16 protein-coding genes are annotated in these 13,784 nt (G+C 48.3%); 5 read left to right on the top strand and 11 right to left on the bottom strand.

Annotated elements, in window-relative coordinates; all coding sequences use genetic code 11:
* Positions 1–360: 360 nt before the first annotated feature.
* The gene (locus KU854_RS02045; RefSeq protein WP_218356814.1) at positions 361–873 is read right to left on the bottom strand and encodes a hypothetical protein; all 513 of its coding nucleotides are present in this window, start codon (positions 871–873) and stop codon (positions 361–363) included.
* A 207-nt stretch (positions 874–1,080) separates the two neighbouring features.
* Between KU854_RS02045 and KU854_RS02040 the strand changes: the two genes are divergently transcribed.
* Positions 1,081–2,799, top strand: coding sequence for an SgrR family transcriptional regulator (locus KU854_RS02040; protein ID WP_218356813.1), 1,719 nt, complete (start codon positions 1,081–1,083; stop codon positions 2,797–2,799).
* 25 nt (positions 2,800–2,824) lie between these two features.
* On the opposite strand, the gene KU854_RS02035 is transcribed toward KU854_RS02040, so the two are convergent.
* The 4 genes from KU854_RS02035 to msrP all read right to left on the bottom strand — a co-directional run bounded on the left by KU854_RS02035 (position 2,825) and on the right by msrP (position 6,294).
* Positions 2,825–3,706: an AEC family transporter gene (locus KU854_RS02035; protein WP_054778687.1), complete on the bottom strand. Its 882-nt coding sequence runs from the start codon at positions 3,704–3,706 to the stop codon at positions 2,825–2,827.
* A gap of 194 nt (positions 3,707–3,900) precedes the next feature.
* Positions 3,901–4,542, bottom strand: a complete 642-nt coding sequence (locus tag KU854_RS02030) for a hypothetical protein (RefSeq protein ID WP_255555332.1) — start codon at positions 4,540–4,542, stop codon at positions 3,901–3,903.
* Between the two features lie 109 nt (positions 4,543–4,651).
* Positions 4,652–5,269 carry a protein-methionine-sulfoxide reductase heme-binding subunit MsrQ gene (msrQ, locus tag KU854_RS02025; protein ID WP_218356812.1) on the bottom strand — a complete coding sequence of 206 codons (618 nt, stop codon included), beginning with the start codon at positions 5,267–5,269 and terminating at the stop codon, positions 4,652–4,654.
* Positions 5,269–6,294: a protein-methionine-sulfoxide reductase catalytic subunit MsrP gene (msrP, locus tag KU854_RS02020; RefSeq protein WP_218356811.1), complete on the bottom strand. Its 1,026-nt coding sequence runs from the start codon at positions 6,292–6,294 to the stop codon at positions 5,269–5,271. The genes msrQ and msrP overlap by 1 nt, the downstream gene beginning before the upstream one ends.
* Positions 6,295–6,535: 241 nt before the next feature.
* Between msrP and KU854_RS02015 the strand changes: the two genes are divergently transcribed.
* Positions 6,536–6,958, top strand: a complete 423-nt coding sequence (locus KU854_RS02015) for a hypothetical protein (RefSeq protein ID WP_255555331.1) — start codon at positions 6,536–6,538, stop codon at positions 6,956–6,958.
* Positions 6,959–7,159: 201 nt separating this feature from the next.
* Positions 7,160–8,077 (top strand): L,D-transpeptidase family protein, encoded by a 918-nt coding sequence (locus KU854_RS02010; RefSeq protein WP_418885828.1) that lies wholly within the window; start codon positions 7,160–7,162, stop codon positions 8,075–8,077.
* A gap of 42 nt (positions 8,078–8,119) precedes the next feature.
* Here the strand turns inward: KU854_RS02010 and KU854_RS02005 are convergent, their stop codons facing one another.
* The 6 genes from KU854_RS02005 to KU854_RS01980 form a co-directional block, all read right to left on the bottom strand.
* Positions 8,120–8,365, bottom strand: a complete 246-nt coding sequence (locus tag KU854_RS02005; protein ID WP_054778690.1) for an LPP leucine zipper domain-containing protein — start codon at positions 8,363–8,365, stop codon at positions 8,120–8,122.
* Between the two features lie 192 nt (positions 8,366–8,557).
* Positions 8,558–9,022 (bottom strand): copper chaperone PCu(A)C, encoded by a 465-nt coding sequence (locus KU854_RS02000; RefSeq protein WP_218356809.1) that lies wholly within the window; start codon positions 9,020–9,022, stop codon positions 8,558–8,560.
* 24 nt (positions 9,023–9,046) lie between these two features.
* Positions 9,047–9,634, bottom strand: a complete 588-nt coding sequence (locus KU854_RS01995; RefSeq protein ID WP_218356808.1) for an SCO family protein — start codon at positions 9,632–9,634, stop codon at positions 9,047–9,049.
* The gene (locus KU854_RS01990; protein ID WP_218356807.1) at positions 9,631–10,086 is read right to left on the bottom strand and encodes a hypothetical protein; all 456 of its coding nucleotides are present in this window, start codon (positions 10,084–10,086) and stop codon (positions 9,631–9,633) included. Before KU854_RS01990 ends, KU854_RS01995 begins: the two co-directional genes overlap by 4 nt.
* A 171-nt stretch (positions 10,087–10,257) precedes the next feature.
* Entirely contained in the window at positions 10,258–11,181 is a 924-nt protein-coding gene (locus KU854_RS01985; protein ID WP_218356806.1) for a polyprenyl-phosphate transporter, read from the bottom strand.
* Between the two features lie 75 nt (positions 11,182–11,256).
* Entirely contained in the window at positions 11,257–11,937 is a 681-nt protein-coding gene (locus KU854_RS01980; RefSeq protein ID WP_218356805.1) for a DUF4336 domain-containing protein, read from the bottom strand.
* A 424-nt stretch (positions 11,938–12,361) separates the two neighbouring features.
* On the opposite strand from KU854_RS01980, the gene KU854_RS01975 reads away from it, so the two are divergent.
* Both KU854_RS01975 and KU854_RS01970 read left to right on the top strand, forming a co-directional pair.
* Positions 12,362–13,201 carry a pirin family protein gene (locus KU854_RS01975; RefSeq protein WP_218356804.1) on the top strand — a complete coding sequence of 280 codons (840 nt, stop codon included), beginning with the start codon at positions 12,362–12,364 and terminating at the stop codon, positions 13,199–13,201.
* A 207-nt stretch (positions 13,202–13,408) separates the two neighbouring features.
* Positions 13,409–13,651: a hypothetical protein gene (locus tag KU854_RS01970; protein ID WP_218356803.1), complete on the top strand. Its 243-nt coding sequence runs from the start codon at positions 13,409–13,411 to the stop codon at positions 13,649–13,651.
* Positions 13,652–13,784 lie beyond the last annotated feature (133 nt).

The following is a 13,784-nucleotide window of genomic DNA, read 5'->3' as shown; positions in this document are numbered from 1 at the left end:
ACTTCTCATCGAGATTTACGCCTTGGGCTTGGCTATAATCTCGCTCGAATTTGAAGATTGAACATTTTGCGGCAAACGGCATTACTCGGTGAGTATCACCATGCGCCCGTCCGTGTTGAGGAGTAGAAAGTGGAAACTGTACTGGTTATTGCGTTTGTTGTTGCTGCATTCTTTATCGTAAAGAAAGAGCGTTCAAACCGTCTGTAAAAAGAAAAAATAGCGCTGAACTACCTTTTTGATAATCATTATTTATTCAACGCTATCAATAAGTAAATGCACTGAATGAGAAAAGGAAAGCGGTTTTTTTCCTTCAAAAGTGCCAAAAAGAAAGCAGGGCTAGCCCCGCTTTTTTTATGTCTGTTATTCGCAGACGATGAGTGCGCCGTTGGCTGATGCTAACAGGTGAGATTGCATTGCGTGCTGGGCGTCAGGCTCGATACCAAACACATCGTAAATACCCGTCACTGTCCCTTGTTCTTCTTCACTGCTGAACAACATGCCCGCCGCTTTCGGATTGCCACCCTGCATGGCAACACAAAGCTCTACATGGATTCCGTCCGGGGTTGGGATATCAGTCAGCGAAACCTGGGACAAATACTCCATCAGGGTCTCACGCTCACTCTCCGGCCATTTCTGTGCCAACGTTATCGCGTATCTAACCATCAGTGGATGGCAGTCGACACGGTAGAAAGTATATCCATCAGCGTCGCTGTCTGGATGTGGATTGTTTACCAATTCTGGCTGCTTTTCTGCCGCTTTATATAGCGCGAGACCGGCTTTGCTCTCTTTCGTCGGAAACTGAGCCTGCTCGATATGGCTGGCCATCCAACTTTGTTTTTTGTGGAAGTGGGAGAGAACGGTTGAATCGCTCATTTTCGGCTCCTGAGCCTGCGCGGGAGTGCGTTTGTGGTTCGATAATAGCGCTGGAAAAAGAAATAACAATGCTGAATTCGTAAAACAGGAAAAAAGATTGTTCAGCTGAGCAAAGCTTAACCAGTTGATAATTGAGCTTTATGGGAAGGTTAGGGTATAAAATAGGAAATTCCAAAGGCTTAGGCTCGAAAATCAGGTTCCCCTTTTATGTCCCGACAACACCTGCAAACCCAGTTTTCAAAAATCTATACCTACTTTGAAGGTAAGGACAGCGATACCAACCTCGAGACCATGGCTGAGATCTTCAGCTGTACACGACGTAATGCGCGTATGGTGCTGGCAAAAATGTCTGAGCAGGGCTGGCTGAGCTGGGAACCTGCCGTCGGGCGCGGCAAACAGAGCCGTTTGTGCTTTCATCGCAGCGATACCGATCTTCAGATGAAGCGTGTGCGCGATTGGGTTAAAGAGGGGAAACTGGATGCTGCACTGGAAGAGCTGAACAACGACGCGGCGAAGCTGGCGCGTTTAATTCAGGAGCAGTTAGGCGTTTCAACCCAGGAAGGGAGGCAAATCATCCGTCTCCCATACTACCGCGCATTTCCATCGCTTAATCCAAGTAAGCCGCTTCGCCGATCTGAACAGCATCTTGTCACCCAGATTTTTAACGGCCTGACACGCATCAATGAAAGTACTGAATGCATTGAGCCGGATCTGGCACACCACTGGGAAGCGATAACACCATCGCATTGGCGTTTTTATCTCCGTCCCGCCGTGCGCTTTCATGACGGCAGCCTGCTGAGCGTGGATGATGTGATTTGGTCATTGGAATCTGTGCAGAACAATGCCTACTTTTCGAATATTAAGCACATTGCAGCACCGGCAGAGAATGTCGTTGACTTTGTTCTCCATAAACCGGATTGCCGATTTGCGGACACATTGGCGGTACCGCAGGCTTCTATTCAGTCAAAACAGGCGGCTGGCACTAAAGAGGCCGATCGGTTTCCTATTGGCACCGGCCCCTACCGCGTTGCGGAAAATAATGATCGTCAGTTGGTGCTCAAAGCTCATGATGAGTATTTCGGCTTCCGCGCACTGACAGACGAGATTGAAATCTGGGTACTCGACAGTGCGGCCATGTGTTACTTGCAACCCAGCGCTTCACTTGACCCGACAGCACTGGAGTCAAGGCAGGGTGCATTGCATTCGGGCACCAATGAAAGGTTGGAGCTGGATGAAGGCTGCAATTATCTGTTGCTGAATCGCCGTAACGGTATTGCCAAAGATCCTGAGTGGGCGGCGTATATCAGCCAGCGTGTGTCGTCACTGATGTTGCTCCCACACTTGGCGCAAAAGGGAATTGGCGAGTACCGCCTTACAAATGCTTATGGCTTGATTCCAGGTTGGATTCACACCGCCATTTCCTCTGTGACAGTGTCACCTCCTTCACAGCGTCACTTGCGGTTAGTCCATCAAGCAGACAACCCACTTTTCCCGCTTTTGGCCGATGCATTGAAAGATATGTTGGCTGAAGACGGCATCGCACTGCAAATCGATGCCGTGTCGTATGAAGAAATTATGCAGCCAAGAAACACCAAAAAAATCGATATCTGGTTGTGTGGTATGAGCCTGGGGTCAAAGCGGCGTGATGCGATTTTGCCTTGGATGATGAATTTCGAACACATTTCTGCAGCCATGCCAGAAGCAGAATTTGCTGAACTTGTCAGCGCGATGGATGACTGGCGTTCAACGGCTGATATGCCATTTGACGCGGAATCAGTAGGTCGGAAACTGGTCACGTCCGCCCAGCTTGTTCCGATGTTCCATATCTGGCTGGGCGTCGTTGAAGGGCGCGATCTGGAAGATGTTGCCTCCAACAAAGTCGGGTGGTTCGATTTTAAAGCCGTCTGGCGTAAGCCTGAACTCTAAAGATCATTAAGAGTGTTAGCACCCATCAGAAAAACGCAAAAGCGGCGATCAGCAGCAACGGAAGCGTGATAAGAGTAAAGAAGTTACCGAAAAGCACCATAGACGCCACTTTATCCGGGCCAACGTTAAACCGCTCTGCAAACAGATAGTTCATGACCGCAGGAGGCAGCATGGCAAAAAGCAGCAGCATTCTCAGGTGTTCTGATGGAAGTGGGATGAAGAAGTAAATCACGGCAAACGTGATAGCGCCTGTGACCAGACTAAGCACGGTGCTTAACACACCAACACCAAATCCTGACCATTGAATGCCCGTCAACTGCACCCCGAGGGAGATCAGCATAACGGGCACCGCCGCATTCCCAACCAGGATCATCGCTTCATTTAAAGGTGTCCATACCTGGATATCAGCAAAGTTAAACACCATTGCAAGCATCGCTGCTACCAGGATCGGCATTTTGAGTATGTGCTGGAAACGGTATTCGCTGTTGCTGAGCAGAGCGAGCCCAACGGTGATATGGAGCATCATCGAAACCACAAAAAGCAAAATTGCTGGTGCCTCAGCACTTGCGCCAAATGCATACCCAAACAGGGGAATGGCAAGATTACCGCTGTTGCGGAACATCTGAGGTGGGCCCCAGGTTTTAAATGGCAATTTGAGCAGCCCGCTGATCGGCACCATGAGCACGCCGGGGAGAAGTACAGCCACGATCGCAGCAATAAACATGGATGTTTGGTCACTACCCAACGGCATGACAGATAGCGTTGTGAAGATAAGGCAGGGCACCATTAAATCAATGTTGATCCGGTTGATGTGGCGCATGTCCGGGCGAAAAGCTTTACCGACAAAAAAGCCCGCAGCCACAACGGCAAAGACCGGAAACAATATACTGATGACTTTCTCGAGCATCCTTGCCCCTATTTAAATTGAGTCTCGGTTTGAGCGTGGGTACAGACAGTAAGGCGAGTGTGTGCTGAGCCAAAACCGGTAACCATTCCTTGCTTACTGCGGTTTCAACAGCTTGATAAAACACTGACAACTGTTTCAGTGTATCGCCAGATCATTGATTGGCAATGCCCAAAATTGAAAATAGCCTGAAACGTTTACAGTGAATAGGCTGCGGTCAACAGCATGTATTTATATAGAGGGATCCCATCCCGTTGGCGATGCAGGGGGTGGAAAATCCGCAGTTTGCCATCATTCAGGTGGCATTCCTGGGCAATGTCTTCGGCAAAATGATGGTCCGCATCCATCAGTTTGACGCCCTGTGATGCATAGTCATCACGGTGGATGGGTTGGTGACCGAGCCACCAGCATGGAACAGACTTGCTGGCCGACGAACGGTCAACCCAGTGATCGGCAACAATAATCAGGCGCTTTTCTTTGCCAGAAGAAGTATCCAGGTGTTCAAGTGCCCAAAGGGTATCTTTTACCAGTGCTTTGCGGCAGGCGGTATTGGCACTGATTAGCCGGTGCGCGACAAGATAAATTTGGTGTTCGGGGGCGTCGATGCGAAATACCGGCTGTTTTAAAGCCGCCTCTTCCATTTGGTGGTATGTGGCTTCAATGTCGAGGTTGTTATAACCATGAATGAACCGACGAGCCAACGCCTTGCCGAGATGGCTTTCTTTCATGCCTCGGTTGTGGATGGTCGGATAATGGTGTTCACAAAAACTCAGGCAGTCTGATTGAAAATCCCTGAGGCTTTGCGAAATGAGTTCATCCAGCAAAAATGCCCACTCCAAAAATAATCATAACTACATAGGGTTACCTAAAGTATGGCAAAAAAAGAGAATTTGCTATAACTGGATATGCTATTTGTGCAGGACATACGCTCTGTGGGGGAATGCTGCGCTATGTTCTGTGGGCAATGGGGCGGGCAAAGATGCGTTTGAGTGAACGCCAACGAAAAGAGAGCAGTGCAAACGCCAAAATAATGTACAGCGATGGCTCCAGAATTTCTGATTTTTGCGACCAGTAAAAATGAATAGGGGCCAGCAACAGCACGAGGTAAACCCAATTGTGCAGTGACTGCCATTTAGCCCCCATTTTGCGCTGGATCGCGGCGGTGGAAGTGACGGTTAGTGCGAGCAAAATTACCCAGCAAACAGCGCCGACGGTGAGGTAGGGACGAGACACGATCTCCTCACCCATCAGGGCAAGGTTGAATGAGAGATCCAGAGCAAAGTAAGTCAACATGTGCAACGTCGCCCAAAAGAAGGTGTAAAGCCCCATTACCCGGCGGCATCGCACTAACATGCCTTGTTTGAAGTAACGGGCGACTGGGCTGATGAGCATGGTGAGCAACAGGGTATTTAACGCAGCCAGCCCGGTAAAATGGGTAATACCGTCGACGGGATCCGCGCCAAATGCCTGAGACAGCGTCAACCATACCAACTGGGCAAGAAAGCCAAGGCTGACGCCATGAATAAGCACTTTAATCCAAACAGTGTGCTTGAGGGTTAAACGCATCAGAAATTCGATCCCAAATCCATACCACTATAAAGGCTTGCCACTTCGTCTTGGTAGCCATTAAACATCGCCGTAGGCTGACGACGGGAGCTGAATAAAGAGCCTTCACCGATAAAGCGCTCGGATGCCTGGCTCCAGCGTGGGTGATCCACCTGTGGATTCACATTGGCATAAAAGCCGTATTCGTGTGGGGCGAGTAAATTCCAGGTAGTGGGTGGCTGCGACTCCAGCAGATGGATTTTCACGATTGATTTGATACTTTTAAATCCGTATTTCCAGGGCACAACCAAGCGTATCGGTGCGCCGTTTTGTGGAGCCAGCGTTTGGCCATAGAGACCTACGCTCAGCAAAGTTAACGGATTCATGGCTTCATCCAGTCTGAGACCTTCTACGTATGGGTAGTCTATCCCGCCACCTGCCATCCGGGAGCGTTGGCCGACCATTTGCTCGGGGTCATACAGTGTTTCAAATGCAACGTATTTAGCGCTGCCTAGTGGATCCGCCTCTTTGAGCAATGCAGCAAGCGAAAAACCAACCCAAGGGATATTCATCGACCACGCTTCAACGCAACGCATCCTGTAGTAACGATCTTCCAGTGGGAAACGCTTAATCAGATCTTCATAACCCAATTTGAGTGGCTTATTGACCAAACCTGTGACTTCAAGTGTCCACGGGTTAACGGTAAAAGACTGGCTGTTTCGCACCGGGTCACCTTTGCCAGTACCAAACTCATAAAAGTTGTTGTAGGAAAGCACTTTACTTTCAGGGGTCAGTTCCAAGTTGGTATCCATCGTGCTTTTAGATGCAGTCAGTGGCGTGCGCGCAAAAATAACCTCTTCAGATGCCTTTTCTTCGTCGCCACCACCAAAGATGTCGAAAATGTTCGCATGTGATTGGGCAGCGAATGGCAGTGACGCCGTCACAATACCCAGCTTTTTCAAAATCTCACGTCGGGACTTGTACACTGACTCGGGTGTCAGATCGTTCTCCTTGACTGCGGATTTTTTGGATAATCGGATCAGCATCAGGTTACTCCATCTTCAATTAGCGGGGGGACAGCATTGCCCCATTGCTAGTACAGACCTATATAACGTTGAACTTCTTTCATTAGTTTACGTTTTCCGTGAAAAATCGTTGTCTGGTGAATAGCAACTGTGATGAAACGCAGATAGAGCGGTGAATTGTAGGTAAAAAATGCAAAAAATAGTTATATTCCAAACGTTTGTTACCTGAACATTTGCTATCGCGTTGAAAAGGAATTTTTTAATGAATGGACCGATAAAACGGTTGCTCCTGTCTCTTGCATTGTCTCTTCCTGCTGCAACTTCCATGGCACAAGGCCTTTCTGCAGGCGTATTTCTGGGTTCGCCTATGTCTGGCGTGACGGTGTCACAATATGATTTGCGACTTTCATTTGGTGTCAAAGATCTCGGCGTTGCCGTGGACAGGGTTTGGAATCTTGGGGAGTGGTTGGCCCGGCCGGATTTGAGCTTGATGTATGGTTATACAGGGGCGTTGTGGGTTGATGATGACAACCATAAATGGGGCCCAAGGGCTGGCGTTGGCATTGCGATGCCAATGGGAACAGGCAACATTGAATTATATGGCGAGGCAGGCTCAACCTGGTACTGGCAAGATGATGCGACGTTCAAGTTTGAAGGTACATTTGGCTTGAGAGCCTATTTCTGATTTGACCACCCATTTGCATTCAAACCTAGAGCGCGCCGAAAGGCGCGCTTTACGTTTTGTAGCACCGCTGAGAAATTTACGCGAATAACTGTGGCTATTGAAGGGGATACCCATCAGTAAAGATTCGCTGTCGTGTTATGTTTGATATATGTTTATACACGCAATAAATGTCTACCGGAGAATCAACGCAAGATGAAAGCCATGCGCAAATTGTTACCGCTATTGTTGAGTTCTGTTTTGTCGACCACAGCATTGGCAGTCGAATACCCTTGGCCAGAATCAGATACGCGTTTGATTGGCGATAACCCTGTACATGTCGTTCAGCCCGGTGAGCATATGGAGCAGATAGCCAAGCAATACAATGTTGGTTTTCTCGCGTTATTGTCTGCCAATCCAGGGGTTGACCCTTATCTGCCCGAGCCGGGCACCTTTGTCACCATTCCTCAGCAATTGATCCTGCCGGAAGTGGATTACGATGGCATCGTTATCAATCTGGCAGAGTTACGGCTTTACTACTTTGATAAAGCTGAAAAGAAACTGAATATATTCCCGATTGGTATTGGCCGTATTGGCCGGGACACGCCGGTGATGAAAACCAAGATCAGCCAGAAGCGCGAAAACCCAACCTGGACACCGCCGCTAAGTCTGCGCAAAGAGTATTTGGAAGAGCGCAACATCGTATTACCGGAAGTAGTTCCTGCGGGGCCTGAGAACCCACTCGGTACCCATGCATTGCGTCTGGCATATGGTTCAGGCTCTTACCTCATCCACGGAACAAACAAAGACTTTGGTATTGGGTTGAGGGTGAGTGCCGGTTGTATCCGCATGCGCCCGGACGATATTGTTTGGCTGTTCGACAAAGTGTCAGTCGGGGAGAAGGTGCGTGTTATCAACGAACCGGTCAAAACGGCCTATGAACCTGATGGTACTGTTTATATCGAGGCACACCGTCCCTTGTCAGAAGACGAATCAGAGGCGGGGAAACGCTTGTTGACCAAGCCGGATGAACGCACAGATGACTGGCTGAAGACAAATCACAAAAACGTGAGCCGTTACCGTGCGGCGTTAGCGGTGCAGTCTGGAATGCCTATACAGGTAGGAAACACAGTGGCACCCTAAGAGGGTGCCACTGAATTACAATAAAACAATAAGCGCAGTGAATTACTTGGTGTAAGACTGCGCCATGTTGTCGATGCGCTCGTTAGCGCGAGCTGCTTCGTCATAAGCCAGTGCTGAAGCAGCTGCTACATCAGCAACGTCGCCTTGTAGTGCGGAAACTTGGTTGGAAAGAGAATCTACTTTAGACGACAGGTCAGCAACGCTTTGCTCAAGAGCCGAATTGTTTGAACAACCAGCCAGTACTGCACTGGAAGCGATTGCTGCTAACGCTAAGAGACGAATTTTCATAGTTAAAACCTCATCATTTTTGTTGGGTTGCTTTACTGCTTATAAATTAACCTGTTAATAACTGGCTGCAGTATAAACATAGACTGCGTTTTACTATTCTGCCGCCTGCCGCACCCTTCTGTGCGCCTCAATGTTGATACAGCTTAAAAAACTAAGCCTCACTTAAGCATAAAAGTTTAGAACTTTGGCAATTTATTGACCAGAGCCGTTACTGTGTTTCATTTTTGCGCCACCCATAATGACACGGATGGGAACATTTTGCGTGATTTTTGAACCGTCTGAAAATACCAAAGTTAAAGCAATAGATTCACCGGGATTCAAAGGCTTGTCCAAATCGAACAACATGACGTGCAAACCGCCTGGTTTCAGAATGGTTTCGCTTTGCTCCTCAATGGCAATCTCTTTTACCTGACGCATTTTCATCATGCCGTCTTTTTTAATGTGAGTGTGCAGTTCGACTTTTCCTGCTGCAGGCGTAGAAGCCTCAACCAACGCAATGGCCTTATCGCTGGTGTTCACCAACGTCATAAATGCGGCGCTGTTCGGCGCGTTCGGAGGTGTTGCTCGGGCGTAAGGGTCAACCACCTCAATGGCTGCCATCGCATTGAACGAAAGGGCTCCAATCAGAGCGCCGAATACCTGGGCTCGAAATTTCATTACCAACTCCTTTTCGGTAAATAATTATTGTGTTTGAGTTTGTGCTGTTAGACGGATGATAGGTTCTGAAACCATATTTGGATTCAGGGTATGAGGTACCTTTTCCAGTAACTCACCATTTGGCTTTACGAAATAAAAATAGGAGCTGTGATCAACCGCGTATTCCATGGCTGAATTTTCCAACTCGGTAATTTGGTAAAGCACGCCATATTTTTTGGCGAGCGCCGCTGTGTTTTCTTCAGAGGTACTGCCGCCTTCAATGCTAGGGTGAAAATATCCTGCGTACTCTTTCACTTTTTCTCCGGTGTCGCGTTTGGGATCAAGTGAAATAAAGACAGGGCGAACTTCGGAAAGTGCATCTTCCGGTACAGATTTTAGCGCCGCAGTCATAATAGCAAGGGAGGTTGGGCATACATCGGGGCAGTGTGTGTAGCCAAAATAGAGGATTCTGATCCTGTCGTCAGTCGTATCAAAAATATCGATCGTTTCATTGCCGCTTTGCAAAAGCCCGATATTACCAACGGGCTGAGCCTGGGTTGGTGATTCCATCATGTAGCGGGCACCAAATCCGGCGATCAAAGCCGCGACAAGAACAAAGATTTTGAGTTTCATCGAGCCATCCTTACATCGACTGGTAGCGAAATGGATTCATCGGGGCTGGATATGGTGCCGCGCCACGTCATTTTTGCGTCCATACAGATTGGTAGCATCAACTCCCCAGAGTAAGAGCCTGCATTGTTCTGAGACAGTTTGAGCTTATAAACGCCCATATTCATTTCCACACCTTCCAGCTCCAACATCAAATGGTCTGGCTTGTCACCCACCAGTTCGACATCCAAATTGCTTGGCAACAGAGGTTTTGCAAAATCATCCGACAGGGTGACAGATGCATTGTCAAATTGGCAGGGTACGGTGCTGAGCATGCAATCTGGCTTGGGCATTGAAAGTGCGTGCTTTTGTACAAACAGGATTTTGTCAGCAATGACAAATCCTGCTGCCAGACAGGCGAGAAGCGCAAATATTTCCAGTGCGCGGCGGCGATGAGGGGTACCTAAGACTTCCATGGCACAGTTCAAGTAGACAAAGAGAAGCAAATCATAGCAGGTCTGAATGTGATTCTATGTGAGAAACGTCTTGAATTGATGGGACTCTGGTTCGGTTTAAGGCAATTTTACATTGTTTTAAAATTAAAAAAGGGCTGCAATTTGCAGCCCGGGACTAAATGAAGAGAAGTATCACTCAGCCAGTTTTTCAGAGACTTTTTCCAGCCCGATCACCAGGGCAAAACCCAGAATCATCATGGCAATGGCAATACCCAGTTGTGCAGATTGTTGGGTCACTGCTTCAAATGCGCCTGGAGTCAGCACTTTTTCTACCAATGGGACTTGCTCACCGGCAGAATTCACACGGAAACTGACCACTTCTTTCCATGGCCAAACCTTGCCCAGCGCACCAATCAACAGACCGGTCAGGAATGCAATAGTCAGACTGCGGTAGTTGCGAAGCAGCCAGGAAAGTACGTGAGAGAATGAAAGAATTCCCACCAGACAGCCAAGTGCGAACAACACAAGGATAGGCAGGTTGAAGCTTTTTACTGCGTCGAGTACCGGCGCATACATACCTAGTAGAAGCAGGATAAAGCTTCCAGAAATGCCCGGTAGGATCATTGCACAAATGGCAATTGAACCGGCGATAAACACGGTCAACATGTTGAAATCCATTGAAATCGGACTGGCAACGGTAATGCCATAAGCGAATACAGCACCGCCGACTGCAAGCAGGATTTCACCTACTGACCAGCGCTCCACCTGCTTGATCATATGCAGCGCAGAGGCAACGATCAGGCCAAAGAAGAATGACCATATAACGATCGGGTGTTCGGTCAACGCATAAGAAACGGCTTTCGCCAAAGTCAGGATTGCAGTCAGGATACCTGCCAGCAAAGAACACAGGAATGTGCCGTTAACATGACGCCAGACTGCTGAGAAGCCTTCTTTGCGCCACAGTGAGAAAATGGAAGGGTTTACGCGACGGATGCTTTCGAGCAGTGTGTCGTAAATGCCGGTAATAAACGCAATGGTACCGCCGGATACACCGGGAACAACGTCCGCGGCGCCCATCGCCATTCCTTTGAAAAAGGTTAAGATATTCTGCTTCATTTTTTGAACTTGCTAGCCAGACGAAAAAAATGACGGCCATTATAACGGCTCTTCATCAAACAGCGATGAAATCCTTCAGTTTTTCAACGCCCATTGATAGGCAGTTGCGAGCTGGCGCTTTCCGTCGGCAATGATTGGGTCTCCGTGAATAGGAAGAATATGGTCAAACGGCCAGGTCAGTATTTCCTGCAGTGACCAACGCAACAATTTCAGTTCTTGGGTGCTGAACTGATAGGAGAGAGGGACTGTTGCCTGTGTGTCACACCCGCGAACTTTACCCATCAACCTGCGCATGGATGACCCCTCACTAAGGCGCATCAGACTTTCACCCATTAACAGTGTGCGGCTGACAGGATCGCACATGACCACTTCTTCATTTTCAACGTTGCCACGGATAACGGTATGGAAAAGCTGACCTTCCCAGCGCGAGGATGTCGCGGAGTTTAATAGCCCGTCAAAGCCGATATCGGTACGTTTGGCGTCAAGCCCCGGCGCCGCATAGAAATACGCTTCCGGATATGCAAGCCACCAATCAGACAGGGTGTTGTGCAAATATTGGTTCACTGTGGTGACGCAACTCACCTTGCCAAGCTTTTCGAGGCTTAGCATCAGTGGTTTGTTTAAATCACAGGGATTGTGCACAAGCAGTGATTTATCAGCCAACCGCACCACAGTCATGCGTTGGCCGATATTTACGCCCATTCGCCTGTAGTCTGTGACATGGTGCCAAACATGATCCGCATGCCATTCAATCATTTAAATTCATCCTTGAATTTACGCACTTTTCTTCGCCACTTTAATACGAAAATTCTTACTTAGATATAAGTGAAAACCTCTCCAATCCACAATTTTTTCCACTCCTATTGAATATTCATTTATCAATAAATCGCTCAATAAAGCTGCGCGAACTAATGACTGTTTAATCACATTCTGATTTTTTGCCACCAGAACCGGAATTTTAGAGTGATCTTCATCATGATTTTTTGCCTCTCCAATGCCTAACTTACATCCGACCCGACGCGCAAGCAGTGATTACGTGTTCGCGGGTTACAGCTTTTCTCACCCGCACTCAGCCTGCCATATCAAGCATGTTCAAAAAATTCGAATAACTTGTTTGTTTTCTCCCCGTGTTTTTACTTAATGCGCTTGTTTACACTGATTTCAACAAAGGAGTTTGACCATGAAAATCAGAACCGTAAACCGCATTATCCGCTCCCATCCATCACAAGATGGGGACGGTGTAAAAATCAGCCGTGTTCATGGATTTAACGATGCGGCTTTCAGTCCGTTTTTGATGATTGATGAGTTGAAAAGTGAACACCGTGAAGACTACATTGGCGGATTTCCACCGCATCCTCACCGCGGTATCGAAACCCTGACCTATATGCTGAAAGGGCATTTCCAGCATAAAGATCATATGGGCAACGTGGGTGAGCTTCAGTCCGGTGGCGCGCAGTGGATGAGTGCCGGGAAAGGGGTAATCCACAGTGAAATGCCAATCATGAGCGATGGCGAATTGCATGGCTTCCAAATCTGGATCAACCTGCCTGCTGCCAAAAAGATGCTGCCAGCGCAATATCATGACTTTCAGTCGCCTGAGATCACCGAGCATGGTTCAGACAACAATCTGTTGCGGGTGATTGGTGGTGAGCTAAGTGTCGATGGTCAGGTTGTGGTAGGGCCATTACAGAAAACCGGCGTAAAAACGGCGGTTGCAGATTGGCGCGCTGTGCGCGGTGAAACAACACGACTTGAACTGCCCGCAGAGTTTCAGGTTAACCTTTATGTTTACGCTGGCGCGGTGTCTATTGCGGGCGAGGAGATCCCTCAGGGTCATTTCGCCAATTTGGGCGGTGGTGATGTCGTTGAGCTCATGGCAACGCAGGACGCCGGTGTGATTCTGTTAGCCGGTCAACCCATCGATGAGCCCGTTGTGCATTACGGACCTTTCGTTATGAACTCAATGGCCGAGATCAACCAGGCTATTGAAGATTATCAAAATGGCCGTTTGACTGACTAAGCGTTGATAAGCCGCGGGATCCTTTATCTGGATTCCTGTGGCTTATACCCAAAAGACCAGAAGAAGCGCGCTGAATCCTGCATCTTCAGGTTGATTGGGTATATATCCAGTTAGCTTCACGAAAGGCAAAACTTGCGTTAACAAGATATTGAATAATGTTAACGCTTTTGGTTTATTTAGGGTGTTGCCTTTTGCGGAGCTTTCCTCTTGCTACCTGTTATCGCCCACGCTGCCGAGACTGTGCTGCTAGTTACCGGTATTGTTGCGCTCGTCAGAAGTGCATTTCAGTACGCCTCACGTACACAAAACTGGCGGCAACTCAATGTGGTTCTGTTCCAGATCAATTCGCTCTCTCCTTCAGAAATGCGCTGGTGGTACGTGGCCATCGTAAGCCTTTTCCTCGGTGCAATGCTGCGGGTGCTCTCTTTCGCCTTCCCGCAAAATGGCTAACCATTTCGGGTAACAGGTATCTGTAGCGTCTCTATCCAGGGTGTATTTGTCTAAAGCCATTGCAATAAAAGTGTGATGTGTGTGTACTAGGGTCATTCTCTGATACACTCAGTTTTTGTGCAGTGCAGAAAAA

It is taken from the genome of Enterovibrio paralichthyis, assembly GCF_019209835.1.
In the GTDB taxonomy this organism is placed as follows: domain Bacteria; phylum Pseudomonadota; class Gammaproteobacteria; order Enterobacterales; family Vibrionaceae; genus Enterovibrio; species Enterovibrio paralichthyis.
The sequence above is the reverse complement of the archived record's forward strand: the minus strand, read 5'-3'. Positions and strand labels throughout refer to the sequence as shown.

Bases quoted from the DNA above. Each gene is read 5' to 3' on its own strand.
- KU854_RS02045 (WP_218356814.1), bottom strand. From the start codon at position 873: ATGAGCGATTCAACCGTTCTCTCCCACTTCCACAAAAAACAAAGTTGG.
- KU854_RS02005 (WP_054778690.1), bottom strand. From the start codon at position 8,365: ATGAAAATTCGTCTCTTAGCGTTAGCAGCAATCGCTTCCAGTGCAGTA.
- msrQ (WP_218356812.1), bottom strand. From the start codon at position 5,269: ATGCGTTTAACCCTCAAGCACACTGTTTGGATTAAAGTGCTTATTCAT.
- KU854_RS01990 (WP_218356807.1), bottom strand. From the start codon at position 10,086: ATGGAAGTCTTAGGTACCCCTCATCGCCGCCGCGCACTGGAAATATTT.
- KU854_RS01980 (WP_218356805.1), bottom strand. From the start codon at position 11,937: ATGATTGAATGGCATGCGGATCATGTTTGGCACCATGTCACAGACTAC.
- KU854_RS01985 (WP_218356806.1), bottom strand. From the start codon at position 11,181: ATGAAGCAGAATATCTTAACCTTTTTCAAAGGAATGGCGATGGGCGCC.
- KU854_RS02000 (WP_218356809.1), bottom strand. From the start codon at position 9,022: ATGAAATTTCGAGCCCAGGTATTCGGCGCTCTGATTGGAGCCCTTTCG.
- KU854_RS01995 (WP_218356808.1), bottom strand. From the start codon at position 9,634: ATGAAACTCAAAATCTTTGTTCTTGTCGCGGCTTTGATCGCCGGATTT.
- KU854_RS02015 (WP_255555331.1), top strand. From the start codon at position 6,536: ATGAATGGACCGATAAAACGGTTGCTCCTGTCTCTTGCATTGTCTCTT.
- KU854_RS01975 (WP_218356804.1), top strand. From the start codon at position 12,362: ATGAAAATCAGAACCGTAAACCGCATTATCCGCTCCCATCCATCACAA.
- KU854_RS02040 (WP_218356813.1), top strand. From the start codon at position 1,081: ATGTCCCGACAACACCTGCAAACCCAGTTTTCAAAAATCTATACCTAC.
- KU854_RS02035 (WP_054778687.1), bottom strand. From the start codon at position 3,706: ATGCTCGAGAAAGTCATCAGTATATTGTTTCCGGTCTTTGCCGTTGTG.
- KU854_RS02010 (WP_418885828.1), top strand. From the start codon at position 7,160: ATGCGCAAATTGTTACCGCTATTGTTGAGTTCTGTTTTGTCGACCACA.
- msrP (WP_218356811.1), bottom strand. From the start codon at position 6,294: ATGCTGATCCGATTATCCAAAAAATCCGCAGTCAAGGAGAACGATCTG.